Origin of the sequence: Phenylobacterium sp. LH3H17, from assembly GCF_024298925.1 — a bacterium.
Classification (GTDB): Bacteria; Pseudomonadota; Alphaproteobacteria; order Caulobacterales; family Caulobacteraceae; genus Phenylobacterium.
Genome location: NZ_CP101283.1, coordinates 456474 through 481114, shown reverse-complemented (window position 1 = coordinate 481114; position 24641 = coordinate 456474). Strand labels below are relative to the sequence as shown.

Genomic DNA, 24641 nt, shown 5'->3' with positions numbered 1-24641 from the left:
CCGAAGCTTCAGAAGTCCGTGGAACGCCGCGCGGGGCGATTCAGTTCGCCGGCAGGGCCAGGGTCGGCAGGGCCACGGTCTCCTGGGCGTCCAGCCGGCTCTTGCGGAAGCCGGCGCGAACGCCGTTTCCGGCCCCGAACTCCATGAGCTGATCGCTCCTGGGCGAGTAGGCCGGCCAGGGCTGGGTCCCGCATTTCGGAACGCCCGCCTTGGCGAAGGCGACCCAGCAGGCGTGCATGAGGGTGGCCATGGCGCGGTCCTCGTCGCTGACCGCGCTCATCGGCGTGCGGCGGCCCCAGTATTCGAAGACGTACTGGATCTCGGCGGCGTGGAAGGCCCGGGTCATCATCGGCCGGAAGCGGCTACCGACATAGGAGAAGTGATAGAGCCAGGCAGGCTTGCCGCCCGAGGCCTTGGCCGCCACCCAGCGGGCCGGCCCGACCATGAGCCGGTCGGTGAAGACGGCGCGGCCGAGGGTCTCGTCACTGGCCGCGGCCTCCTCGGCATAGACGCTCCGGGCGGCGGCCGAAATCGTGGCGGCCATCTCCGGCTTCCACGGTCCCAGCAGCGAGTCTTCGCCCGAATTGGCCCCGATGATCAGCGGCAGGTCGGCGGCGCGCCCGGCGGCGAACGCCTGGCTCGGGGTCTCGGTCATCAGCTTGCCGTCGACGAAGGGGCCGTAGTCGCCGCCGAGCTTGGCGATCAGCGTGGCGGCCGGCAGCTTGCGCAGGTCGTTGGCGCTGGCCTCGGCGCCGGCCAGGCGCAGGCTCTCGGCGGCCTTGGCGCCCTTGGCCTCCTCGTCCGCCAGGGTCGAGACCCGGAACCAGCCGCCGCCCGACTGGACGATGGCTCTCTTGAACAGCGGCTTGGCCTTGGGCGTGGAGAGCAGGGCCAGGGTGCTCATGCCCCCGGCGCTCTCGCCGAACACGGTGACGTTCTTGGGGTCGCCCCCGAAGGCCGCGATATTGCGCTGGACCCATTCCAGGGCCGCGATCTGATCCATCAGGCCATAGTTGCCGGTGGGCTCGGCCCCGGCCTCGCGGGTCAGGGCCGGATGGGCGAAATACCCCAGCGGCCCCAGGCGGTAGTTGATCGACACCAGCACCACCCCGTCACGGGCGAAGTTCGAGCCATCATAGACCCAACCGGCGCCCGTTCGGTGGCCGCCGCCGTGCAGCCAGACCATGACCGGGGCCTTCCTGGCGGCTTTCGGTGCGAAGACGTTGAGCTGCAGGCAGTCCTCGCTCATCGGCCCGTTGGCGCCGCCGGCATTGGGCGAGCCGTCCGGGCTCATCGGCTGCATGCAGGACGGGCCGTTGGCGGTGGCGTCGCGCTCTCCGGTCCAGGCCACGGGTGGCGCGGGCGGCGCCCAGCGCAGCTTGCCTACCGGCGGGGCGGCGAAGGGTATGTTGCGGAAGACCTCGGCGGTCTCGCCGGACGTCCCCGCCAGCACCCCGCTCTCGACCGTGGCCTTGACCTGCGCCTGGGCCGACCCGGCCAGCATCAAGACGCTCAGCGCCGTCGCAAAAAACCGAAGCATGGCGTTTTCCCCCCGCCCGTTGGTTGTGCGGAGGATTTGCCTGCACGCCCTCCGGGTCAAGCCTCAGTGGAAATCGCGGCTGCGGATCAGGCGGCCCGTGACGTTGCTGCGGATCGCCGGGGCCGGGCCGTCGTCGTCCCGCATCTGGGCCAGGCGGTCGGAGAGGTCGGTGAACCGGCGGGCGACGATGTGGATCACATTGCTCTCGCTCTGCACCTGGCCGTGGACCACCAGGAACGAGGCGCTCATCACCAGGCGGCGGTTGGCGTCGAAGGCGTCCTTCCAGACCACGATATTGGCGATGCCGGTCTCGTCTTCGAGGGTCAGGAAGGTGACCCCCTTGGCGGTGCCGGGCCGCTGGCGGACCAGGACCAGCCCGCCCACCGTGACCAGCCGCCGGTCGGGCGTGCGGGCCAGGTCCTTGCAGGGGATGGCGCCGTAGCTCTTCAGGGTCTCGCGGAAGAAGCCGATGGGATGGGCCTTCAGGGAGAGGCTGGTGGTCCGGTAGTCTTCCATCACCTCCTGGGGCAGGTGCATCAGGGGCAGCTCCACCTGGCGCTCCTTCACCCCCATGGCGGCCAGCAGGGGCGCGTTTTTCAGGCTGCCGGTCTCGTCGGCCAGGCCCTTCACCGCCCACAGGGCCTGGCGGCGCGAGAGCCCGAGACCTGCGAAGGCGTCGGCCTCCGCCAGCAGCTCCAGCGACCGCCGCGAGAGCCCGGCCCGCACGGCGAAGCCGTCGAGGGTGCGCACCCCGGCCTGGCGCGCGGCGATCAGGCCTTCGGCCTCCTCCTTGTTGAGCCCCTTCACCTGGCGCAGGCCCAGCCGCACGGCGCGCAGCCTGCCTGGCACGGTCGCCGGCTCCAGGGTGCAGTCCCAGTCGCTCTCCAGCACGTCGGGGGAGCGTATCTCCACCCCATGCTCGCGCGCGTCGCGGACCAGTTGGGCCGGCTGGTAGAAGCCCATGGGCTGGCTGTTCAGCAGGGCGGCGCAGAAGGCGTCGGGCCAGCGCCACTTCATCCAGGCCGAGGCGTAGACCAGGAGGGCGAAGCTGATCGCGTGGCTCTCCGGGAAACCGTAGGAGCCGAAGCCCTCGATCTGCTTGAAGCAGCGGCGGACGAACTCCGGATCGTAGCCGCGGGACTCCATGCCGTTGATGAACTTCGCCTCGTACTCCCCGACATTGCCGTGGTGGCGGAAGGTGGCCATGGAGCGGCGCAGGCCGTCGGCGTCGTCGTCCGAGAACTTGGCCGCCTCGATGGCGATCCGCATGGCCTGTTCCTGGAACAGCGGCACGCCGTGGGTCTTGCCCAATATGGCCTTGAGCTCGTCCTGGGGATGCGGCGGGGCCGGGCGCGGATAGTCGATCAGGCTCGGGTCGTTGCGGCGCTTCAGATAGGGGTGGACCATGTCGCCCTGGATCGGGCCCGGCCGGACGATCGCCACCTCGACCACCAGGTCATAGAACTTGCGGGGCTTCAGCCGGGGCAGCATCGACATCTGGGCGCGGCTTTCCACCTGGAAGACGCCCACCGAGTCGGCCTTGCAGAGCATGTCGTAGACCTCCGGGACCTCCTGGGGGATGTGGGAGATGTCGGTGATCTTCCGCCCCACCGTGGGGTCGTCCTCGGGGATCATCTCGAACCCCCGCTTCAGCGCCGTCAGCATGCCCAGCGCCAGGACATCGACCTTCATCAGGCCCAGCGCGTCGATGTCGTCCTTGTCCCATTCGATGAAGGTGCGGTCGTCCATGGCGGCGTTGCCGATCGGGACGGTCTCGTCCAGCCGCCGCTTGGTCAGGACATAGCCGCCCACGTGCTGCGACAGGTGGCGGGGGAACTTGAGCAGCTGGGTCGCCAGGCTCACCGCCCTGCGGACCTCGGGATTGGTCGGATCGAGCCCCGCCTGGCGCACATGGCCGTCGGGCACCTCCTCGCCCCAGCTGCCCCAGATGGTCCCGGCGAGCGCGGCGGTGACGTCCTCGGTCAGGCCCAGGGCCTTGCCCACCTGGCGGATGGCCATGCGCGGGCGGTAGTGGATGACCGTGGCCACGATGGCGGCGCGGTGGCGGCCATAGCGGCGATAGACGTACTGCATCACCTCCTCGCGCCGCTCGTGCTCGAAATCCACGTCGATGTCGGGGGGCTCACCGCGCTTCTCGGAGATGAAGCGGGAGAACAGCAGGTCCTGGTCTTCCTTCGTCGGGTCGACCGCCGTCACGCCCAGGCAGAAGCAGACGCAGGAATTGGCCGCCGAGCCCCGGCCCTGGCAGAGGATCCCCTGTTCGCGCGCCCAGGCGACGATGTCGTGGACGGTGAGGAAGTAGTTGGCGAAATCGAGCTTCTCGATCAGGTCCAGCTCATGCTGGATGGTCCGGCGCTCCCTCTCCCCCATGCCCTTGTCGAAGCGGGTCTTGGCGCCCTCCCAGGCCAGGTCGCGCAGGTGCTGGATGGCGGTCTTGCCCCGCGGCACCGGCTCGTCGGGATATTCGTATTTGAGCTGGGAGAGATCGAAGCCGATCCGATCGACGATCTCCAGGCTGCGCTCCACCGCGCCGGGGAAGCGGGCGAAGAGGCGGGCCATCTCGACGGGGGACTTCAGGTGCCGCTCGGCGTTGGCCTCCAACTTCAGGCCTGCGTCGTGGATGGTGCAGGTCTCGCGGATGCAGGTGACCACGTCCTGCAGCGGGCGGCGTTCGGCGGCGTGGTAGAGCACGTCGTTGGTGGCGACCATCGGGGCGCCCGCAAGCTCGGCCAGCGCGGCCAGCTTCGACAGCCGGTGCAGGTCGCGGGCGCCATAGGGCCGCGAGGCGGTCAGCCAGACATCGCCGCGCAGCTCTCCGGCGATCCGTTTCAGCTCGTGCTCGAAGGCCTCGTCCAGGCGGGCGGGGGGAACGATCAGGACGAGCTGGCCCTCGGAGTGCTGGGCGAAATCCTCCCAGTGCAGCTCGCACTCGCCCTTCTCCGAACGGCGCTGGCCGACGGTGAGCAGGCGGGTCAGGCGGCCATAGGCCTCGCGGTCGGAGGGGTAGCAGAGCAGGGACGGCGTGCCGTCGGTGAAGTCCAGACGACAGCCGGTCAGGGCGCGGACCCTGGTTCCGCCCTTGCCCAACCGCCGCATCTCCGACCAGGCCCGGACCACCCCCGCCAGGGAGTTGCGGTCGACGATCCCGATGGCCTCCATGCCCAGGCAGGCGGCGGTGAAGACCAGCTCGTCCGGATGCGACGCCCCGCGCAGGAACGAGAAGTTCGTCGTGGCCTGGAGCTCGGCGTAGCGGGTCATGATGTCAGGTAAGGTCGGTGAAGGGGTTCCAGGCCACTTCCCAATAGTGGCCGTCCGGATCGGCGAAATAGCCGGAATAGCCGCCCCAGGAGACGTCCTTCGGAGGCACGGTGGCGACGGCGCCGGCCGCCAGGGCCTGGGCGTAGACCTGGTCGACCGCGGCTTTGCTGGGGGCGTTGTGGGACAGCATGACGCCGCCGAAGCTGGGCGGCGCGGCGGGTACGTCCACCTCCTTGGCCATCTCCCGCCAGGGGAACAGGGCGAGCCAGGTCCCCTCCAGCCGGAACATGGCGAAGTCCTCGCCTTCCTTGAAGTTGTGAATCGGGAAGCCCAGGCCATCCCGGTAGAAGGCGATCGAACGGGGCATGTCGGTGACGGCCAGGGTGATCAGGCTGATCTTGGGTTTCATGGTCTCTCCTCATTCATCCGAACAGTCCGTGCAGCCACCACCTGGCGGGTTGGTCTTCGGAATAGAGCCCCTCGCGATAGAGCCAGAAGCGCGCGCCTTCCTGGTCCTCCACCCGGTAATAGTCGCGGACATGGTCGGTGCGGACCTCGTCGATCTCGCCGCGCCACCATTCGGCGCCGATGCGCTCGGGCCCTTCGGCGAAGCGCACGCGGTGGGTCTGCTTGCGCCACTGGAACTGGCGGGGCGGGTCGTCGGGGGTGAGCGCCAGGACCAGGTCCAGGGGCTCTGGACGGCGAAAGAGGCGCAAGGGCCGCGGGGTCTCCGGGTTCCAGCCCTGGCTGGGGCCAAGCGGCGCGCCGGGCCGCGCGCTCTGCTCGGGGACGTGGCTCTGCACCGGGGCGCTCTTCCAGACCCGGTCCTCGCCCAGGCGGTTGGCCAGCCGGTCCACCAGGGGCGCCAGGCCCTCCTCCAGCGCCGCCTCGCGGGTGGCGTCCAGCCGCGCCTGACGACCGGACAGCACCTCCACCGCCTCGGCGGTGATCGTCACCACCTCGATCCCGAAGCCGGGATCGACGGTCTCCAGCTTGGGCGCGAACAGCTTGGCGATCCGCGCCGGATCGCGGCCGGGGATGGAGAGGCCGATGGTCAGCGGATAGGCCTTGCCGTCCAACCGGTGAAAGGTGAGCTCGAACCGCTTGGCCCCCCGACTTTCCAGCTCCAGCCGCGCGCAGAGCTTGGCGGCCACGTCGCGGCTCACCCTTGCCAGGTCCTCCAGCACGCTGATCGGTTCGAAGAAGGCCAGCCGCGCGAACCACGGATTGGGCGGGCGGCGGAAGGTCAGCGCCTCCTCGGCCCGGCCCATGGCCTGGTCCAGCCGCAGCAGGGCCTGTTTGCCGAACCGGCGGGCGAAGGGGGCGCGCGGCAGGCCGATGATCTGGAACAGGTAGCGCAGACCCAGCCGCTCGATCTGGGCGGCGGCCTCGGGCGGGAGGCGCAAGGCCGCGGGGGGCAGATAGGCCAGCAGGTCGGCCTGGCCGCCCGGCGGCGCGATGATCTCCGCGCCCTTCCCATGGTGGGCGAGCGCCCAGGCCGCGCCGGGGGTGTCGGCCACGGCGCAGCGGAAAAAAAGGCCGTTGCGGGCCAGGCGGGCGCGGAAATCGGAGACCAACTCGGCCTCGCCGCCCCAAAGGTGGTCGACCCCGGTGATGTCCAGGAACAGGCCGTCGGGCGGAGCGGCCGCCACCGCGTGGGAAAACCGAACCGACCAGTCGACCAGGGCGGTGAGCGCCGCGGCGTCGGCCTCGGGTTCCGCCTCCGCGGTGACCAGGTCGGGAACCAGGGCCGCGGCGTCGGTGGCTTTCTGGCCGGGGAACAGGCCCGCGGCCGCGGCGGCCTTGTCCACCGCCGACAGCCGCCGCACGGCCTTCACGGTCTCGATCAATCCGAACGGGCTAGGCCGAGAGTCGGACGGATTGCGCCGGCGCCAGTTGGCGATCGCCCAGTTCGGCGACCAGGCGCAGAGGATGCGGGCCATCTTGGGCCTCCCAGGTAAAAGCGGCTTGCGCCTCCATCAGCCAGCCGCCGGGCCGCCCGCCCCGGCACCGTTCCAGCTCGACCCGCCAGCGCGGAGGACCCAGGCCGAACTCGCCGGGCGCGGGCTCGCTGGCCGCGGGCGCGATCTTCCAGCGGGTGGCCGCCGCCGAGCCGCTGGCGCTCTGCCTGCCTAAGCCCCCATAGGGTCGGCGGCGGATCACGAACCCGGTGGCGCCGTGCTTCTCGCAGGCCAGTTGCAGCCGCCGCCCGGCGGTGAGATCCACGGCCTCCACCTCGGCGAAGACCGCGGTGACGCCGGCGGTGGCTAGCGCATCCTCGGCCACGGCTAGGGCCTCGGCCTCGTCGCGGGCGCAGACCTGGATCAGCCGCTGCGCCGGAAAGCCCAGCCCCGACAGGCCCGGAGCGAACAGGTCGTCGCGCCGCAGCACCCAGACCGCCTCGCCCCGCCGGGCCAGGGGCGCGGCGACGAGCGCGGCGAAGGCGGCGGGGGAGGCCCCGGTCTCGACCTCCATCCCCGCCCCGGTGAATTCGTGCCATTGGCCCAGGGGCAGGCCCTGGCCCAGGAAACAGCCGTCCAGCCGGGGATCGCCGAACGGCAGGGACTCAGAGTCCGCCCGTCCGCCCGCCTCGAGGGCGGCGATCTTCGCCTTGAGCGCGGCAAGTCGCGCCTCGCGAAAACCGGACATGGCTTTCTGTTCTCCTGTTCTTATTTTGTTCTAGTTTTGGACTCAAAAGAGTCAAGCGCCTTACGGTGGAGTCAGCTCTCTTGACCCCGCTCGCGACCGGACGAATCCTGCGGGGTCTGGAAGAAAGGGCACGCCATGGCCGCCACCCAGCTTCTCGTGGGCACCCGCAAGGGCGCCTGGATCTATCGCAGCGACGATGCGCGCCGGACCTGGAGCGTCCAGGGACCGATCTTCCTCGGCCACATCGTCAACCACCTGGTGCTCGACCCGCGCGACGGGAAGACCCTGCTCATGGCCGCCTCCACCGGCCACCTGGGCCCGACCATCTTCCGCTCGATCGACGGCGGGGCCACCTGGACCGAGGCCGAGCGTCCGCCGGCCTTCCCGAAGGTCGAGGAGGGCCAAGGCCCCGCGCGGTCGGTGAACCACAGCTTCTGGCTGGAGCCGGGCCATGCCAGCGAGCCCGGCGTCTGGTGGGCGGGGACCTCGCCCCCCGGCCTGTTCCGCAGCGCCGACGGAGGAGCGACCTGGGACGGAGTGGCCGGCTTCAACAACCATCCCATGTACTGGAAGTGGTGCCCGGAAGACGGCGGCACGCCGGACGGGGCGCTGCTCAACCAGATCCAGATCGATCCGCGCGACCCGCGCCACATGTATATCGCCACCTCCACCGCCGGGGTGTTCGAGAGCCATGACCAGGGCGCCGGCTGGGCGCCGCTGAACCAGGGGGTGGAGGCCAGCTTCATGCCCGACCCCTATCCGGAATATGGCCAGGACGCGCACTACATCGCCCTGGCGCCCACCATGCCCGACCGCCTCTGGCAGCAGAACCATTGCGGCGTCTATCGGCTGGACCGGCCGGCCGAGCGCTGGGACCGGATCGGCGAGGCCATGCCCAAGGAGATCGGCGACATCGGCTTCACCATCGTCCCCCACCCGCGCGCCGCCGACACCGCCTGGGTCTTCCCCATGGACGGCACCGAGGTCTGGCCGCGCACCAGTCCAGGCGGAAAGCCGGCGGTCTACCGGACCCGTGACGCGGGCGCGAGCTGGGAGCGCCAGGACCGGGGATTCCCTGTCGAACAGGCCTGGTTCACGGTCAAGCGCCAGGCCTTCTGCGCCGATCGGGACACCTCGGTGGGGCTCTATCTGGGGACCACCGGCGGCGAGCTCTGGATGAGCGACGATGAGGGCGAGGCTTGGCGGCCGATCGCCGCCCACCTGCCCGAGATCTACTCGGTGAGCGCCGCGCCCCTGCCATGATCGCGGTCTTCATCCCCTCCCAGCTCACCTCCTACACCGGCGGGGCCAGCCGGCTGACGGCGGCCGGGGCAAGCATCGAGGCGGTGCTGGACGACCTGGACCGACGGTTTCCGGGACTGAAGTTCCGCGTGGTCGACGAGCAAGACCGCATCCGCCGCCACATGCGCATCTTCCGCAACGGCGACCGCGCCCAGGACGTCCGCGCGCCGGTGGGCGAGGGCGACGAGGTGCTGATCTTCGGGGCGCTGTCGGGAGGCTAGGTCCCTCCTCACAAGGAGGAGGGACGAGCGCATTCAGAACCGCAGGGTGCGGGCTTCCTTGACGTGGGGCAGGGCGCGGATCTTGGCGATCAGGCCATCGGTGGGATCCTGGTCGACCCCGACCAGGGCGATGGCGTCCTCGCCGGCCGAGACCCGGCCCAGGTTGAAGGTGGCGATGTTGACCCCCGCGTCGGCCAGCAGGGCCCCCAGGGCGCCGATGAAGCCCGGCTTATCCAGGTTGTTCACATAGAGCATGGTCGTGCCGAACGGCGCGTCCAGGTCCATGCCCTTGACCTCGATGATGCGCGGGGTCCCGGCCATGACCGACCCGGCGAAGGAGCGCTTGCCCAGCGACGTGGTGACGGTGATCCGCACCAGGCTCTCATAGATGGGGCTGTCGTCCTGCTTGCTCTCCGAGACGGTGATGCCGCGCTCCTTGGCCACGGCCGGGGCCGAGACCATGTTCACGTCCTCGAGCATCGGGCGCAGCACGCCGGCCAGGGCCGCGGCGGTGAGCGGCCGGGTGTTGAGGTTGGCGACCTCGCCCTCATAGGCGATGTCCACGGCCTTGACCTCGACGTCGACCATCTGGCCGGCGAAGGCGCCCAGGCGTTCGGCGAGCGCGATGAAGGGCTTCAGCTTCGGGGCCTCGTCGGCGGTGACCGAGGGGCTGTTCAGCGCGTTGGAGACCGCGCCGGTGAGCAGGTAATCGCTCATCTGCTCGGCGACCTGCAGGGCCACGTTCTCCTGGGCCTCCATGGTCGAGGCGCCCAGGTGCGGGGTGGCGATGAAGTTCTCCGCCCCGAACAGGACGTTTTCCTTGGCCGGCTCCTCGACGAAGACGTCGAAGGCCGCTCCGCCGATGTGGCCATCGTCCAGGCCTTTGCGCAGGGCCGCCTCGTCCACCAGGCCGCCGCGGGCGCAGTTGACGATGAGAACACCCTTCTTGGTCTTGGCCAGGTTCTCGGCCGACAGGATGTTGCGGGTCTTGTCGGTGAGCGGGGTGTGCAGGGTGATGACGTCGGCGCGGGCCAGCAGGTCTTCCAGCTCGACCTTCTCCACGCCCATCTCCACGGCGCGCTCGGCCGACAGGAACGGGTCGTAGGCCACCACCTTCATCTTCAGGCCGTTGGCGCGGTCGGCAACGATGCCGCCGATATTGCCCGCCCCGATCAGGCCCAGGGTCTTGGCGTAGAGCTCCACGCCCATGAAGCGGTTCTTCTCCCACTTGCCGGCCTGGGTGGAGACGTCGGCGGCGGGGAGCTGCCGGGCGAGCGCGAACATCATGGCGATGGCGTGCTCGGCGGTGGTGATCGAGTTGCCGAAGGGCGTGTTCATCACCACGATCCCCTTGGAAGTCGCCGCGGGGATGTCGACATTGTCCACGCCGATGCCGGCGCGGCCGATGACCTTGAGGTTTCCGGCGGCGGCGATGACGTCCTTGTCGGCCTTGGTGGCCGAGCGGACCGCCAGGCCGTCATAGTCGCCGATGATCTTGAGCAGTTCGTCCTTGGTGAGGCCGGTCTTCACATCGGCGTCGACGCCGCGCTGCTTGAAGATCTCGATGGCGGCGGGGCTGAGTTTGTCGGCGATCAGTACGCGGGGCATGGGGCGGTGTCCTTACGGAGATATCTGTGAAGGCCCCCTCCACCGCTTCGCGGTCCCCCTCCCCCAGTGGGGGAGGATCTTGGGCCCGGATGCTCCCCCTCTGGGGGAGCTGTCGCGAAGCGACTGAGGGGGTTTAGGGCTTAGGCGGTCTGGAGCGCTTCGAGGGTCGAGGCGAAGGCCCAGTCGAGCCAGGGGGTCAGGGCCTCGATGTCGGAGGTTTCCACCGTGGCGCCGCACCAGATCCGAAGACCGGCCGGGGCGTCGCGATAGCCGCCGATGTCCAGGGCCGCGCCTTCCTTCTCGAGGATGGAGGCCAGCTTCTTGGCGAAGTCGGCCTGGGCCTCGTCGGAGAGCGCAGTGATGCGGGGGTCGACCACCTTGAGGCAGACCGAGGTGTTGGACCGCGTCGCCGGATCGGCGGCGAGGAACTCAACCCAGCCGGTGCGTTCCACCCACTCGGCCAGGGCGGCGAGGTTGGCGTCGGCCCGGCGCTGCATCTCGGCCAGGCCGCCGATGGAGGCGCCCCACTTGAGCGCGTCGATGGCGTCTTCCACGCAAAGCATGGAGGGCGTGTTGATCGTGGCGCCCTCGAAGATCTCGCGCGACAGCTTGCCGGCCTTGGTCATCCGGAAGAGCTTCGGCATCGGCCAGGCCGGGGTGTAGCTCTCGAGGCGCTCGACGGCGCGCGGCGAGAGGATCAGCACGCCGTGCGCGCCCTCCCCGCCCAGCGCCTTCTGCCAGGAGAAGGTCACCACATCCAGCTTGGCCCAGTCGAGATCCTGGGCGAAGGCGGCGCTGGTGGCGTCGCAGATCACGATGCCTTCACGGTCGGCGGCGATGAAGTCGGCGTTGGGGACGCGGACCCCGGAAGTCGTGCCGTTCCAGGTGAAGACCAGGTCGGCGTCCTTACGGACCTTGGAGAGGTCCGGCAGTTCCCCATAGGGGGCGTCCAGCACCTCGGCGGGCAGCTTGAGCTGCTTGGTCACGTCGGTGACCCAGTCCTTGCCGAAGCTTTCGAAGGCCAGCAACTGGACCGGCTTGGGACCCAGCATCGACCACATCGCCATCTCGACGGCGCCGGTGTCGGAGCCGGCCACGATGCCGATCAGGTAGTCCTCCGGAACCTCCAGCACCTGGCGGGTGCGGTCGATCGCCTCTTGCAGGCGCGCCTTGCCCAGCTTCGACCTGTGCGATCGGCCGAGGACGGCGTTCTGGAGATTTTGGGGATTCCAGCCGGGGCGCTTGGCGCAGGGCCCGGAAGAAAACTCGGGGCGAGCCGGGCGCATTGCCGGCGTGGCGAGGGTCGTCATAGCGATGTCTCCCATCCTTACAGATGAGCAGCGCCCCGTTGGGGGGGCGTGGCCCGCCGCGGAGAAACCCTGGTTTCCGCCCCGGATCAAGCGAAAGTTTTCGAAACCCGATGTGAGCGGAACTGATGACGCGACCGCTTGGTGCGCGGAGCGACCCGTGATCTCAAGGTCTGATGACGAGCCGCCCGCAACCGATCGACTGGCTGGTGATGGCCTTCCTGGTGATCGCCTGGGGCTCGGCCTTCGCCGCCTTGAAGGTCGCCGTGGAGTACATCTCGCCGGTCTGGAACGCGGCCCTGCGACTATGGATCGCGGTGGCGACCTTGGGCCTGGTCCTGGCCATCCAACGCCAGAAGTTGCCGCCGCCCGGCGACCCGGCCTGGCGGTTCTACGCGGTGGTCGGCCTGGTCGGCATGGCCGCGCCCTTCGTGCTGTTCGCCTATGCGGCCCAGAGCCTGCCCTCGGCGGTCAACGCCATGTGCAACGGGGCCTCGCCGATCTTCACCGCCGCCCTGGCGCATGTCTTCGTGGCCGGCGACCGGCTGACCCTGCAGCGCAGCGCCGGGGTCGGGCTGGGCTTCGTGGGCTTGGCCGTGCTGCTGGCGCCCAAGCTGATGGGCGGCCTGACCATGGAGGCCATGGCCATGATGGCCGCCCTGGGGGCCGCGGCGCTCTATGCCGTCGCCAACGTGGTGACCAAGCACGCGCCGGCCGTGGCGGCGACCGCCGGCGCCCTGATGATGTCGCTTTGGGGGGCGGCCTACGCCACGGCGGCGGCCGTGTTCACGGCGCCCCTGCCCGCCTGGCCACCGCTTCCGGCCCTGGTCGCGGTGATCGCCCAGGGCGTCTTCCCCGCGGGCCTCGCCACCATCGGCTGGGTGTTCCTGATCCAGCGGCGCGGCCCGCTGTTCGTGTCGCTGTCGATCTATCTGGCGCCGCTTTGGGCGACCGCGGTCGGGGTGACCTTCCTGGGCGAGCGGCCGAGCTGGATGGCGTTCGCGGCCCTGGGCCTGATCCTGGCCGGGGTGGCGCTGGCGACCCTGGAGCGGCGCGGACCTATGCCGCCGCGGCGGCCTTCGACGCAGCCTTGACCCGCGCGCGCCAGGAAACGATCGCCCCGGCCGTCAGACAGATCAGGATGGCGTAGAGATTGATGTTGTTGATCAGGCGATGGAGCGAATCCACCTCGCGGTCGGTCACCAGATAGAACGAGTGCAGGCTGAACTGAGCCGCCTGGAACATCAGGGCGCCGCCCAGCCAGAGGCTGGCGTAGCGCACCGCGATGGCCAGAAGCCCGACCGCGGTCAGGCCGTCGCCTATCAGCTGGGCGATGGGCATGAAACTGCTGAAGCTCGGAGGCAGGAGACGGCCGAATTCCCAGAGCAGGGCGAAGCCCAGGATCAGCGCAGCGCCAAGGCGCTCGGCGGGGCCGCCCTTCCAAAGAGCGAAGCCGCAGGCGCTCAACATCAGGACCAGGAAGAGGGCCCAGAAGAGCAGATGGATAGCTACGTCCGACATGCATTGCGCCCCTAACCGAGATTAGGGGCGCAACACCAGTTAAACTATTGCAACCAAGTCGGGGGTTAGCCGACTTCGCGCATCAGGGTCTTTTGAACGGCGAGGGCCATGGGCGGCTTTTCGTAGCCGTTCATCTTGGTCCGCACGCCCAGGCGAAGCTGAGCTTCGGCCAGTTCGTTGTGCACGCCCACCATCGCGGTGCGGGCTTCGCTGAGCGCCTTGACGGCCGCCATCAGCTTCACTTGCACGTCGTCGGCGAACACCATCGACACCTTAACGTCCTGGCGGGCCTTCAGGAGGTCCGCCATCAGCTCGGCGGCTTCAACCATGGCCTGATCGACCGCCGCTTCCGTCGAGAACAATTTGGTCGCGACACGCTGTGCGACAAACGCCTTTTCCATGGGAAACCCCTCCGAGGAATTAACTTACCGGAAGCTAAGGTAAACCAGAGGTTAAGGGGCGTCTAATAGATTCACGTTCGGTTAACTATGATTTCCCGCGACAACTGCGCGCAACGGTTGTGACTGTGTCGGAAAGGCAACAGATTCCGTCGAATTCCCCTGATGGGCGAGGTCCGAGCGGGACCGTGGAAGCAAACCGTTAGGGGAAATCGACTAGGTAAAGCGCTCGATGGAACGCCGAGCGCCATGACCGACCAGCCTCGCAAGACCGGCACGGCCCACCACGCGACCTTCCATGCGCGCGTGGCCGGCGTGGCCCTGATCACCACCGTGGTTGTGCTGGTCGCCGCCTGCCTGACCTTCATGCTGCAGCAGTGGGCGGTGGCCCGCGAGCAGACCCATCAGAGCCATGTGGCGCTGTCGGAGATCACCGCCAGCGCGGCCGGACAGGCGCTCTCGGAACGGGATACGGACGCCGCCGCAGCCTCCATCTCGGCCCTCGCCAAGGCCGATCGGGTGATCGGCGCCCAGCTGTTCGACAGCCAGGGTCGGAAGGTGGCGACCTTCGCCCGCGCCGGCGGAACCGACGCCCTGGAGACCGAAATTCTCCGCACGCCGGTCCGCGCTGGCGGCGCCCAGGTGGGAGAACTGGTGATGACGGCGGAGACGCCGCGCCTCACCGCCCTGCTCCCGCAATTCATCGCCCTGACCGGCGCGCTGTTCTTCGGTGGCGTCGGCGTGGCGCTGTTCCTGGCGCGCGGACTCGCCTCTCGCGTGATCGCGCCGGTCCAGAAACTGTCGGAAGCCATGCACGAGGTCGCCGGAAGCGGCAGCTTCGCGCCCGTCGAGGTTGCGGCGGACGACGCCCTGTTCCGCAGCCTGACCGACAGCTTCAACCACCTTTTGGCGAAACTCGATGAACGCGAGCAGGCCCTGCAGCGCACCCTGCGCGAGCTGGTCGAGGCCCGCGACGCCGCCAACGCCGCCAATGTGCTGAAATCCCAGTTCCTGGCCAATATGAGCCACGAGATCCGCACGCCGCTGAACGGCGTCCTGGCCATGGCCGAGGTCATGTCCATGGGCGACCTGACCCACGTGCAACGCGAACGCCTGGACGTGATCCGCCAGTCGGGCGGCCTGCTGCTGGCCGTGCTGAACGACGTGCTGGACCTCTCCAAGATCGAGGCCGGCAAGCTGACCCTGCTGGTCGACGACTTCGACCTGGAGACCGCGCTCGCCCCCACTCGCGAGAGCTTCGCCGTGGTCGCGGAACGCAAGGGGCTGTCGTTCAAGGTCGAAGTGGCCGAGGCGGCCCGCGGCGCCTGGCGCGGCGACGCCGACCGCATCCGCCAGGTGGTGGGCAACCTGCTCTCCAACGCCGTGAAATTCACCCTGCAGGGCGAGGTCAGCGCGACCTTCGACGTGGCCCCCGACAGCGGCGACCTGCGCCTGACCGTCCGCGACACAGGCGTCGGCATCGCCGCCGAGAAGCAGGCCGCCCTGTTCGAGAAGTTCACCCAGGCCGACAACTCGGCCACCCGCCGGTTCGGCGGCACGGGCCTCGGCCTGGCCATCTGCCGCGAGCTGACCCAGATGATGGGAGGGGTGATCTCGGTGGAGAGCCGAGAAGGCCAGGGTTCGGTCTTCATCGTCGAGCTGCCGCTGGAACGCGGCGAGGTGGCGGCCCCTTCGATCGTCGCTGTCCAGGCCGCCGCCGAGGGCGCCGACGAAGGCGCCCTGCGCCTGCTGGCCGCCGAGGACAACCCGACCAATCAGCAGGTGCTGGCCGCGGTCATGGGCTCGCTTGGCATCGAGATCGACATCGTCGCCGACGGCAAGCTGGCCTTCGAGGCCTGGCGCGATGGGGCCTACGACCTGATCCTGATGGATATCCAGATGCCGGTGATGGACGGCATCGACTCGGCCCGCGCCATTCGCGCCGCCGAGGCCGAGCGCGGCCGCCCGCGTACGCCCATCGTGGCGCTCACGGCCAACGCCCTCTCCCACCAGGTCGAGGAATATCTCGCGGCCGGCATGGACGGCCACGTGGCCAAGCCGATCGAGATCTCCAAGCTGTACGACGCCATCAGCCGCGCGCTGAGCGAAGCGGCCACCGTCGGCGCGTCGCAGGCTTCGGCCACCGCCGCCTAGCCGCTCATCTGGCGCCCACGTCCATCTGAACGTCAGACAACGACCGCCTCAGGTCCGTTTCACCTGGGATGGGGTCATCTAGGGCTCAACGTCGCCTCACCAGGCGGCGTCGACGTCCAAGGAGGACCCAATGAAGAAGATCCTGCTCTCCCTGACAGCGGCCGCCGCCTTGACCGCCGCCGCCGTCCCGGCCGCCGCCCAATCCTATGACGGCCATCGCACCTATGAGCGCACTTACGAACGCGGCTACGATGGCGGCGACCGCTATGATCGCGGAAATCGCTACGATGGCGGCGACCGCTACGATCGCGGAAATCGCTACGAGCGCAACGACCGCGCCGATCGCCTGCAATGGCGCATCGAAAGGGCCGAGCGCCGTGGGGACCTCAGTTACCAGGAAGCCGCGCGCCTGAGGGGCTATGTGCAGGCGGTTGAGAACCTGGCCGACCGCTATCGCCGCAACGGCTACACGACCGCCGAACGCCGCGCCATCGAACAGCGCTACGCCTCGATCGAGCACCGCCTGCGCCAAGAGCGCAATGAGTACGGCTACGGCTACGGCGAGCGCCGTTAAGCGGCCCGGCCGCCGCTGAACCAATCATCCTTCGGCTCGTTTCCCTCGCCATGCCGGCGGGGGGCGACGCCGGAGGAACGACTTAGGAGATCACCATGAAAAACAAGACCCTGACCCTATTCGCCGCCGCCGCCGCCTCGGTGCTCGCCCTGTCGGCCGGCACGGCCTCGGCCCAGGCCTGGAGCTCGATCAATGAACGCCAGGCCACCCTCGACGCCCGCATCGACGCCGGCGTCCGCTCGGGCGACCTGACCCGCAGCGAGGCAGTCGAGCTGCGCAGCGCGTTCAACGACGTGGCCCGCCTGGAAGCCCGCTATCGCGTCGACGGCCTGTCGGCCTGGGAACGCGAGGATCTGGATCGCCGGTTCGACGCCCTGTCGAACCGCATCCGCTATGATCGCAACGACAGCCAGGACCGCCGGGATAACGGCAATGGTCGTTGGGACAACGACAACAATGGTCGTTGGGACAACGACGACAATGGCCGCTGGGATAACAACAACTGGCGTGACGGCCAGGGCCGCTGGATGAACATCAACCAGCGCCAGGCGCAGCTCGATCGCCGGATCGATCAAGGCGTGCGTAGCGGGAAGATCACCACTCGCGAGGCCTATCGCCTGCGGGCCGACTTCCAGGTCATCGCGCGGCTCGAGGCCCGCTATCGGGTCAACGGGCTGTCGGCCTGGGAACGCACCGACCTGGACCGTCGCTTCAACACCCTGGCCGCGCGGATCCGCTGGGAACGGCGGGACGATGAGCGCTACCGCGACGGCTACGGCCAGCGCCGCTAAAGCCTCAAGCGCCCTGCGGCGGCGACGTCGCGGGTGAGGAGAGCGGAAGGGGGACGGCTTCACGGCCGTCCCCCTTTTCGTGCGCTCGGGGACCGCTGGTTTACGGGGGGTTAGCACGTAACGCGTTATGCCAAGTGACTCGACTGACAAAGGCCAGGCATGGGCGCTGTCCGCATCTCGTCCGACCTGATGGAGGTCCTGGCCGCGAGGCGGTCCCAGGCACGCTTCCGCATCGGCGTGGCCGTGGCGATGCTGGCGGGTTTCGGAACCACCGTCGGCTGGGCCTTCGCCTTCGGCTGGTTCGCCGTTTATATGGGCCTCCAGTTCGTCGAGCATCTGCTCCTCCGCCGCGGCGACCTCTCGACCGTCGCAAGCCTGGCCCTGCTGTCCACCAACGCGATTGTCTTTGGAGCCTATGGCGCCATGGGTCCGGTCATGGACGGCGCCTGGGGCCTGGCCTGCGCCATCGCGCTGATGTGCGGGGGCCTGCTCAACACCGCCCTGACCAGCCAGAAATCACTGCAGGCTTTCGTGGCGAGCGCCTGGCCCTTCGCCTTCTTCCTGGCCGCAATGCCCTTCGCGGCGATCGCCATAGGGGCCGAAGTCCGCCATGCCGTGGCGCTCGCCATCTCCGCGGTCCTGATCGTCGCCTGCACAGCCATGATCTGGCGCGCCGCCGCCCGCGCGCTCATCGCCGAGGGCGAGGCGCGCGCCAGGGCCGAGGCCGCCGACGCCGCCAAGTCCGCCTTCGTCGCCATGGTCAGCCACGAGCTGCGCACCCCCATCAGCGCCATCCTGGCCGGCGCCGTTGAGGCGGGCCGGCCAGAAGCCGCCGGCGCCAGGGCCTCCAATCTGGATCTGATCGGCTCCTCGGCGCGGATGATGCGGACCCTGCTGGACGACCTGCTCGACCTTTCCAAGATCGAGGCCGGCAAGATGGGCGTGGAGGTCACGCCCTTCGACCTGCGCCGTCTGATGTTGGAGACCGTCCGCTTCTGGGCGCCCGAGGCCCGCCGCCGCGATCTGCGCTTCCGCGTCGAGGGCGCGCGCCAGGTCCCGGCCTGGGTCGAGGGTGACCCGACCCGCGTGCGCCAGGTGCTCAACAACCTGTTCTCCAACGCGCTGAAGTTCACCGACGCCGGTTCCGTCACCCTGAAGTTCACGTCAGGCCCGGACGGCCAGGCGACCCTGTCGGTGATCGACACCGGCCCGGGAATGGACGCCGATCAACTTGACCGCCTGTTCACCCCCTACGGCCAGGCCAGCGACAGTGTCGCGCGGACCCATGGCGGAACCGGCCTCGGCCTCAATATCAGCCGCGAACTCTCCCGCCTGATGGGCGGCGACCTGGCGGTGGAGAGCGCGCCGGGCCAGGGATCGGCCTTCCATCTCCAGGTCAGGCTGCCCGCCGCCGCGCCGCCGTCCGTCGTGGTGGACGCGACCCAGGATCGCGAGGGCCTGCGCCTGTTGATCGTTGACGACCACGAGATCAACCGCCGCGCCTTCACCCTGATGCTGCAGGGCGCCTGCGACGAGCTCGCCGTGGCCCAGGACGGAATCGAGGCCCTGGAACAGCTGGCGACCCAGCCCTTCGACCTCGTGCTCATGGACCTCAACATGCCCCGCATGGGCGGCATGGAGGCCGTGCGGCGCCTGCGGGCGGAGCCGGGCCCCAACCAGGCCACGCCGGTCATCGCGCTCACGGCCTCGGTGGCGCCCAAGGAGGTGGCCGCCTGCATGGCCGCGGGGATGAGCGGCTTTGTCATGAAGCCGGTGGAGGCTAAGGAGCTGTTCGCGGCGATCGAGCAGGCTCTGACCGAGGCGCCCGCGCCCGTCGCCCTCACCGCCTAGAGAACGTCCATGCCCCACGAGACCCGCACCGCCGATGGCTTCGTCGTGAGCGACGAGGCCGCACGCTTCGACCGTGACCGCGCCCATGGTTGGATCGCCGGCGAGAGTTACTGGGCGCCCGGCATCCCGCGGGACCTGTTCGACAAGTCGCTGGACCACAGCCTGGTCGTGGGCGTCTACGCCCCCGACGGGACCATGGCCGGCATGGCCCGCGTGGTCACCGACCGGGCGACCTTCGGCTGGATCTGCGACGTCTTCGTGGGCGAGGCCTATCGCGGCGCCAACCTCGGCAAGGTCATGATGGCCTATCTGAAGGATCATCCGGACATGCAGGGCTTCCGCCGCCTGCACCTGGCCACCCGCGACGCCCATGGGCTCTACGCCCAGTTCGGGTTCGTTCCGCTGACCGCTCCAGAAAGCTGGATGGAGATCCGCGGGCCCGGCTACCTCTAGGCCTCGATCGAGAGTTCCGGCCAGCGGGCCTGGGCCGCCTGCGCCGTACGCAGGAATCCATTGGTCCTTCGGGTCGGATTGGGGCGCAGGCGCAGAGCGAAAATGTCGTCCAGGCCGAAGGGCGCGACGATCGTCATCCGCCCGTCCCGCTGCAGCCGCGCGCCCACGGCGAAGGTCGCGCTGGTGAACCGTCCCAGGGCCTCGGCGCTCGAGCCGAGCGGCGCATAGGGCTCGCCGAACTTGCCTTCGAACCACAGGTGAACGCGGGCCTGATTGCGCACCTCGACCATCTCGCGCAGCCGCGGTTCGAAGGCGGCCGCCACTCGCTTGATGACCACGTCCTCGGCCTCGTAGCTGACGTCCGGATCGAAATAGCCCAGATCGTAGTCCTTGATCCCGTAGTCGGGGTCGCGGCCGGTGAGATGGTTCAGGGCCCGCTGATAGATGGCCCCTGAGAACAGCAGCCAGTCCGGTAGGTCGAGTTCCCGGGCCGTCTCCATGACCTGCATCAGGCTCGGCGCGGCGCGCAGGATGGCCTCCAGCCTCTCGGTCAGGTCCCGGCTCATCGTTTCTCCCGCAGCGGCCAGCCGTGGTCCAGCGGGCCGTGGCCCGCCCCGAACCCCGGCGCACGGCGCATGGCCTCGTGCACATAGGCCCAGGCCCGCGCCACCGCCTCCGTGAGGCTCAACCCCTGGGCCAGGCCGGTGGCGCAGGCCGAGGCCAGGGTGCAGCCGGTGCCGTGGGTGTGGCGGGTCTCCAGGCGCTCGCCCTCGAAGGTCGTCTCGCCGTCCGGCGTCACCAGCACGTCGATCACCGTCGCGCCGGCCACATGGCCGCCCTTCATCAGCACGGCCCGGGCGCCCAGCTTCAGCAAGGCCTCGCCCGCCCGGCGGAGGTCGTCGGTGGTGGCCACCGCCAGGCCGCTCAGGGCTTCGGCCTCCGGCGCATTTGGGGTCAGCAGGGCCGCGCGGGGAATGAGCAAGGTGCGGACCGCCACGACCGCCTCGGCGGCCAACAGGCTCGCTCCGCCCTTGGCGACCATCACCGGATCGATCACCGCCGGAAGCGTCCGGGCGCTGTCGAGGACGCGCGCCACGGTCTCGACCATGGCCACATCGCCCAGCATGCCGGTCTTGATGGCGTCGGCGCCGATATCGTCCAGCACGGCGCGGGCCTGGGCCTCGACCACCGCGGCCGGAATCGGATGGACGCCGGTGACGCCCAGGGTGTTCTGCACGGTGACCGCCGTGACCGCGGTGGCCGCATAGCCGCCCAGCGCCGTGACCGTCTTGATGTCGGCCTGGATCCCCGCCCCGCCCCCGGAGTCGGAACCCGCTATGATCAGCACGCGACCTTTGTTCTCGGACATGGCCTGGACCTAGCGTGACCGGCGGCGAAATGCATCGGGATTTGCGCGACGTCCGCCGTTCTCTCATGGCGTGGTCGCACCCCGCCCTGCTAGCTTGACCGGATGACAGACAAGATCGCACTCGTCACCGGCGCGGGCTCCGGCATTGGTCGCGCTGCGGCGCACGGCTTGCTGGACGCCGGCTGGAAGGTGGTCCTGGCCGGACGGCGGGCCGATGCGCTGGTGGCCACGGCCGCCCATGCGCCGGACCGGGCCCTGGTGGTGCCGACCGACATCGCCGACGAAAGCCAGGTCCACGATCTGTTCGCGGCCATCAGCGTCGGTCACAAGCGCCTGGACCTGCTGTTCAACAACGCCGGCGCCTCAGCGGGCGGGCGGCTGGAAGACCTCTCGCTCGAGAACTGGAAGCGGGTGGTCGACGTCAACCTCACCGGCGCCTTCCTCTGCACCCGCGGCGCGTTCCGGATGATGAAGGCCCAGACGCCGATGGGCGGGCGGATCATCAACAACGGCTCGATCTCGGCCCACGTCCCGCGGCCCTTTTCGGTGGCCTATACGACCACCAAGCACGCCATCACCGGGCTCACCCGGTCGACCTCGCTGGACGGACGCGCCTATGACATCGCCTGCGGCCAGATCGACATCGGCAACGCCGCCACCGAGATGACCGGCGCCATGGCCAAGGGCGTGCCCCAGGCCGATGGGACCTTCGCCTCGGAGCCGCTGATGGACGTCAAGGCCGTCGCCGACGCGGTGGTGTTCATGGCCGGCCTGCCGCTGGACGCCAATGTCCAGTTCATGACGGTGATGGCCACCAAGATGCCCTTCATCGGGCGCGGTTGATCGCCTCCCAGACCTTGAGGGCCTGAACCGTCTCTGCGACGTCATGCACCCGCACGACCGCCGCGCCGGCCTGGACCCCCGCCAGGGCCGCGGCGAGCGAACCTGGCAGGCGCGTATCGGCAGGAAGGGCTGCGGGATCAAGGGCGGCGATGAAGCGCTTGCGGCTTACCCCCAGCAGCACCGGGAAGCCCAGGGCGACCAGGACGTCCATATGGGCAAGCAGGGCCAGATTGTGCTCCAGCCGCTTGCCGAAGCCGATCCCGGGATCGAGCCAGATCTTCTCGCGCGCCACCCCGGCCGCCATTGCGACCTCGGCCCGGACATTCAGGAACGCGGCCACCTCGGCCACCACGTCGTCGTAGCGTGGATCGGCCTGCATGGTGCGGGGCTCGCCCTGCATATGCATCAGCACAACGCCGCAGCCGAGCTCGGCGGCGACGGCCGGCGCCTCGTCGGAAAAGCCCAGGGCCGTGACGTCGTTCCAGATGTCGGCGCCGGCGGCCATGGCGGCGCGGGCCACCTCGGGCTTCATCGTGTCCACCGAAATGGCGACGGCGCTCTCCGCGCGGATCGCCCCGATCAGCGGGACCAGCCGGGCGATCTCGTCGCCCGCGGAGACGGGGGCGGCGCCGGGGCGGGTGGACTCCGCGCCGAGGTCCAGGATGTCGGCGCCTTGCGCGATCAGGTCGCGGGCATGGGCACGCGCCGCGTAGGGCGCCAGGAACCGGCCTCCGTCGGAGAAGCTGTCTGGGGTGAGGTTGACCACCCCCATGACCTTCACCATCGCGCCCTCGCCCAAATGAAAACGCCCTCCCGATACAGGATCGGGAGGGCGTGGAGAATGGTGGAGACCCTTGGCCCTAGGCGGGTTCGGGACGCGGCGAGATCGGCACCGAGACCGAGGGACCCGAAGGCCGCTTGATATCGCTGTCCTCGCGGTTCGGCGCGACGCCCTTCAGCACGTTGATGATCTCGTCGCCGCTGAGGGTTTCGTATTCCAGCAGGGCCTTGGCCAGGGTGTGCAGTTCGTCGAGCTTTTCCGTCAGGATGCGGCGGGCCTCGTCGAACGCGTTCTGGACCAGGGCCTTGACCTCCTGGTCGATCAGCCGGGCGGTTTCTTCCGAGACGTTCTGGGTGCGCGACACCGAGTGGCCAAGGAAGACCTCGTCCTGGTTCTCGCCGTAGGAGACCACGCCGAGCTTGTCGGAGAAGCCCCACTTTGTGACCATGGCGCGCGCCAGGCGCGTGGCCTGGTCGATGTCGGACGAGGCGCCGGAGGTGATCTTGTCCTTGCCGAAGATCAGCTCCTCGGCCATGCGGCCGCCCATCAGGATGGTCAGGCGCGAGGTCATCTGCTCGAAGGACATGGAGAGCTGGTCCCGCTCGGGCAGCTGCATGACCATGCCGAGCGCGCGGCCGCGCGGGATGATCGTGGCCTTGTGGACCGGGTCGGTGGCCGGGACGTTGAGGGCCAGCAGGGCGTGGCCGCCTTCGTGATAGGCGGTGAGGCGCTTTTCCTCGTCGGTCATCGCCATGGACTTGCGCTCGGCGCCCATCATGACCCGATCCTTGGCGTCCTCGAAATCGCGCTGGGTGACCATGCGGCGGTTCTTGCGCGCGGCCATCAGGGCGGCTTCGTTGACGAGGTTGGCCAGGTCGGCGCCGGAGAAGCCCGGCGTGCCGCGCGCGATGGTCTTCACCTCCACGTCGGCGGCCAGGGGCACGTTCTTCATGTGGACGCGCAGGATGCGCTCGCGCCCGCCGATGTCGGGGTTCGACACCACCACCTGTCGGTCGAAACGGCCCGGACGCAGCAGGGCCGGGTCCAGGACGTCGGGACGGTTGGTCGAGGCGATGACGATGATGGCTTCCGACGGGTCGAAGCCGTCCATCTCCACCAGAAGCTGGTTGAGGGTCTGCTCACGCTCGTCGTTGCCGCCGCCCAGGCCCGCGCCACGATGGCGGCCCACGGCGTCGATCTCGTCGATGAAGATGATGCAGGGGCTGTTCTTCTTGGCCTGCTCGAACATGTCGCGCACGCGGCTGGCGCCGACGCCGACGAACATCTCCACGAAGTCGGACCCGGAGATGTAGAAGAACGGCACGCCGGCCTCGCCCGCGACGGCGCGGCCCAGCAGGGTCTTGCCGGTGCCGGGGGGGCCGACCATCAGGGCGCCCTTGGGAATCTTGCCGCCCAGGCGCTGGAACTTCTGCGGGTCCTTCAGGAAGTCGACGATCTCGCTCAGCTCTTCCTTGGCCTCGTCGACGCCGGCCACGTCGTCGAAGGTCACCCGGTTCTTGTTCTCGGTCATCATCTTGGCCTTGGACTTTCCGAAGCCCATGGCGCCGCGGGCGCCGCCCTGCATCTGACGCATGAAGAAGATCCAGACCCCGATCAGCAGCAGGATCGGCAGGCTGTTGAGCAGCAGGCCCATGAGGCCGCCGCCGGCGGACTTCACATTGATGTCCGCGCCCTGGGCTTCCAGGCGCTTGAGCAGCTCTTCCTGGTTGGTCGGCGTCAGGGCGGTAAAGGACTTTCCGCTGGCGTCCTTGATCTCGACCGCGGTGCCGCGGATCGTCGCGGACTTCACCTCGCCGGAGTTCACCTTGGCCAGCATCTGGGAATAGGAGACCTGCCCCGCCGCGCCGGCCGCCTGGCTGCCGCCGGTCATCATGCTGTACAGGCCGATCAGGACGACGACGATGACGCCCCAGATGGCGAGGTTACGTAGATTCATGTCGCGCCTTCGATAAGTGTCTCACTTGCCCAAGATAGGTGGG

22 protein-coding genes are annotated in these 24641 nt (G+C 69.2%); 9 read left to right on the top strand and 13 right to left on the bottom strand.

Features of this window, described 5'->3' with window-relative positions; translation table 11 throughout:
- Window positions 1–40 precede the first annotated feature (40 nt).
- The 5 genes from M9M90_RS02440 to M9M90_RS02420 form a co-directional block, all read right to left on the bottom strand.
- Window positions 41–1540, bottom strand: a complete 1500-nt coding sequence (locus tag M9M90_RS02440) for a carboxylesterase/lipase family protein (protein ID WP_254835574.1) — start codon at window positions 1538–1540, stop codon at window positions 41–43.
- Between the two features lie 63 nt (window positions 1541–1603).
- The gene (locus M9M90_RS02435; protein WP_254835573.1) at window positions 1604–4819 is read right to left on the bottom strand and encodes an error-prone DNA polymerase; all 3216 of its coding nucleotides are present in this window, start codon (window positions 4817–4819) and stop codon (window positions 1604–1606) included.
- 4 nt (window positions 4820–4823) lie between these two features.
- Window positions 4824–5228, bottom strand: coding sequence for a VOC family protein (locus tag M9M90_RS02430; protein ID WP_254835572.1), 405 nt, complete (start codon window positions 5226–5228; stop codon window positions 4824–4826).
- A 13-nt stretch (window positions 5229–5241) separates the two neighbouring features.
- Complete coding sequence (locus M9M90_RS02425) at window positions 5242–6762, bottom strand: DNA polymerase Y family protein (RefSeq protein ID WP_254835571.1); 1521 nt, start codon at window positions 6760–6762, stop codon at window positions 5242–5244.
- Window positions 6680–7468: an ImuA family protein gene (locus M9M90_RS02420; RefSeq protein WP_254835570.1), complete on the bottom strand. Its 789-nt coding sequence runs from the start codon at window positions 7466–7468 to the stop codon at window positions 6680–6682. Before M9M90_RS02420 ends, M9M90_RS02425 begins: the two co-directional genes overlap by 83 nt.
- Before the next feature lie 135 nt (window positions 7469–7603).
- On the opposite strand from M9M90_RS02420, the gene M9M90_RS02415 reads away from it, so the two are divergent.
- Together M9M90_RS02415 and M9M90_RS02410 are read left to right on the top strand one after the other, a co-directional pair.
- On the top strand, window positions 7604–8731 hold the full coding sequence (locus tag M9M90_RS02415; RefSeq protein ID WP_254835569.1) for a sialidase family protein: 1128 nt from the start codon (window positions 7604–7606) through the stop codon (window positions 8729–8731).
- Window positions 8728–8991, top strand: a complete 264-nt coding sequence (locus M9M90_RS02410) for a MoaD/ThiS family protein (protein WP_254835568.1) — start codon at window positions 8728–8730, stop codon at window positions 8989–8991. Before M9M90_RS02415 ends, M9M90_RS02410 begins: the two co-directional genes overlap by 4 nt.
- Window positions 8992–9024: 33 nt before the next feature.
- On the opposite strand, the gene serA is transcribed toward M9M90_RS02410, so the two are convergent.
- Both serA and M9M90_RS02400 read right to left on the bottom strand, forming a co-directional pair.
- Entirely contained in the window at window positions 9025–10599 is a 1575-nt protein-coding gene (serA, locus tag M9M90_RS02405) for a phosphoglycerate dehydrogenase (RefSeq protein WP_254835567.1), read from the bottom strand.
- A gap of 140 nt (window positions 10600–10739) precedes the next feature.
- A complete protein-coding gene (locus M9M90_RS02400; RefSeq protein WP_254835566.1) occupies window positions 10740–11909 on the bottom strand; it encodes a phosphoserine transaminase in 1170 nt (389 codons plus the stop codon).
- Window positions 11910–12082: 173 nt separating this feature from the next.
- Here M9M90_RS02400 and M9M90_RS02395 point away from each other — a divergent pair, with 173 nt between their 5' ends.
- Entirely contained in the window at window positions 12083–13000 is a 918-nt protein-coding gene (locus M9M90_RS02395) for a DMT family transporter (protein ID WP_254835565.1), read from the top strand.
- Here M9M90_RS02395 and M9M90_RS02390 read toward each other — a convergent pair.
- Entirely contained in the window at window positions 12966–13427 is a 462-nt protein-coding gene (locus tag M9M90_RS02390; RefSeq protein WP_254835564.1) for a hypothetical protein, read from the bottom strand. The genes M9M90_RS02395 and M9M90_RS02390 overlap by 35 nt on opposite strands.
- 65 nt (window positions 13428–13492) lie before the next feature.
- Window positions 13493–13828 carry a hypothetical protein gene (locus M9M90_RS02385; protein ID WP_254835563.1) on the bottom strand — a complete coding sequence of 112 codons (336 nt, stop codon included), beginning with the start codon at window positions 13826–13828 and terminating at the stop codon, window positions 13493–13495.
- 246 nt (window positions 13829–14074) lie between these two features.
- On the opposite strand from M9M90_RS02385, the gene M9M90_RS02380 reads away from it, so the two are divergent.
- From M9M90_RS02380 to M9M90_RS02360, 5 genes are all read left to right on the top strand, one after another.
- Window positions 14075–15979 carry an ATP-binding protein gene (locus tag M9M90_RS02380; protein WP_254835562.1) on the top strand — a complete coding sequence of 635 codons (1905 nt, stop codon included), beginning with the start codon at window positions 14075–14077 and terminating at the stop codon, window positions 15977–15979.
- A gap of 130 nt (window positions 15980–16109) precedes the next feature.
- A complete protein-coding gene (locus M9M90_RS02375; protein WP_254835561.1) occupies window positions 16110–16553 on the top strand; it encodes a hypothetical protein in 444 nt (147 codons plus the stop codon).
- Window positions 16554–16648: 95 nt separating this feature from the next.
- Window positions 16649–17344, top strand: a complete 696-nt coding sequence (locus M9M90_RS21235; RefSeq protein ID WP_371876892.1) for a hypothetical protein — start codon at window positions 16649–16651, stop codon at window positions 17342–17344.
- A 159-nt stretch (window positions 17345–17503) separates the two neighbouring features.
- Complete coding sequence (locus M9M90_RS02365) at window positions 17504–19195, top strand: ATP-binding protein (RefSeq protein WP_254835560.1); 1692 nt, start codon at window positions 17504–17506, stop codon at window positions 19193–19195.
- Window positions 19196–19204: 9 nt separating this feature from the next.
- Window positions 19205–19648 (top strand): GNAT family N-acetyltransferase, encoded by a 444-nt coding sequence (locus M9M90_RS02360; RefSeq protein WP_254835559.1) that lies wholly within the window; start codon window positions 19205–19207, stop codon window positions 19646–19648.
- Here M9M90_RS02360 and M9M90_RS02355 read toward each other — a convergent pair.
- Both M9M90_RS02355 and thiD read right to left on the bottom strand, forming a co-directional pair.
- Complete coding sequence (locus M9M90_RS02355) at window positions 19645–20214, bottom strand: nucleotidyltransferase family protein (RefSeq protein ID WP_254835558.1); 570 nt, start codon at window positions 20212–20214, stop codon at window positions 19645–19647. The genes M9M90_RS02360 and M9M90_RS02355 overlap by 4 nt on opposite strands.
- Window positions 20211–21017, bottom strand: coding sequence for a bifunctional hydroxymethylpyrimidine kinase/phosphomethylpyrimidine kinase (gene thiD, locus M9M90_RS02350; RefSeq protein ID WP_254835557.1), 807 nt, complete (start codon window positions 21015–21017; stop codon window positions 20211–20213). Before thiD ends, M9M90_RS02355 begins: the two co-directional genes overlap by 4 nt.
- Window positions 21018–21119: 102 nt before the next feature.
- On the opposite strand from thiD, the gene M9M90_RS02345 reads away from it, so the two are divergent.
- Window positions 21120–21860 (top strand): SDR family oxidoreductase, encoded by a 741-nt coding sequence (locus M9M90_RS02345; protein ID WP_254835556.1) that lies wholly within the window; start codon window positions 21120–21122, stop codon window positions 21858–21860.
- Here M9M90_RS02345 and folP read toward each other — a convergent pair.
- Together folP and ftsH are read right to left on the bottom strand one after the other, a co-directional pair.
- On the bottom strand, window positions 21844–22644 hold the full coding sequence (folP, locus tag M9M90_RS02340) for a dihydropteroate synthase (protein WP_254835555.1): 801 nt from the start codon (window positions 22642–22644) through the stop codon (window positions 21844–21846). The genes M9M90_RS02345 and folP overlap by 17 nt on opposite strands.
- A 76-nt stretch (window positions 22645–22720) precedes the next feature.
- Complete coding sequence (gene ftsH / locus M9M90_RS02335) at window positions 22721–24598, bottom strand: ATP-dependent zinc metalloprotease FtsH (protein ID WP_254835554.1); 1878 nt, start codon at window positions 24596–24598, stop codon at window positions 22721–22723.
- Between the last annotated feature and the right edge of the window lie 43 nt (window positions 24599–24641).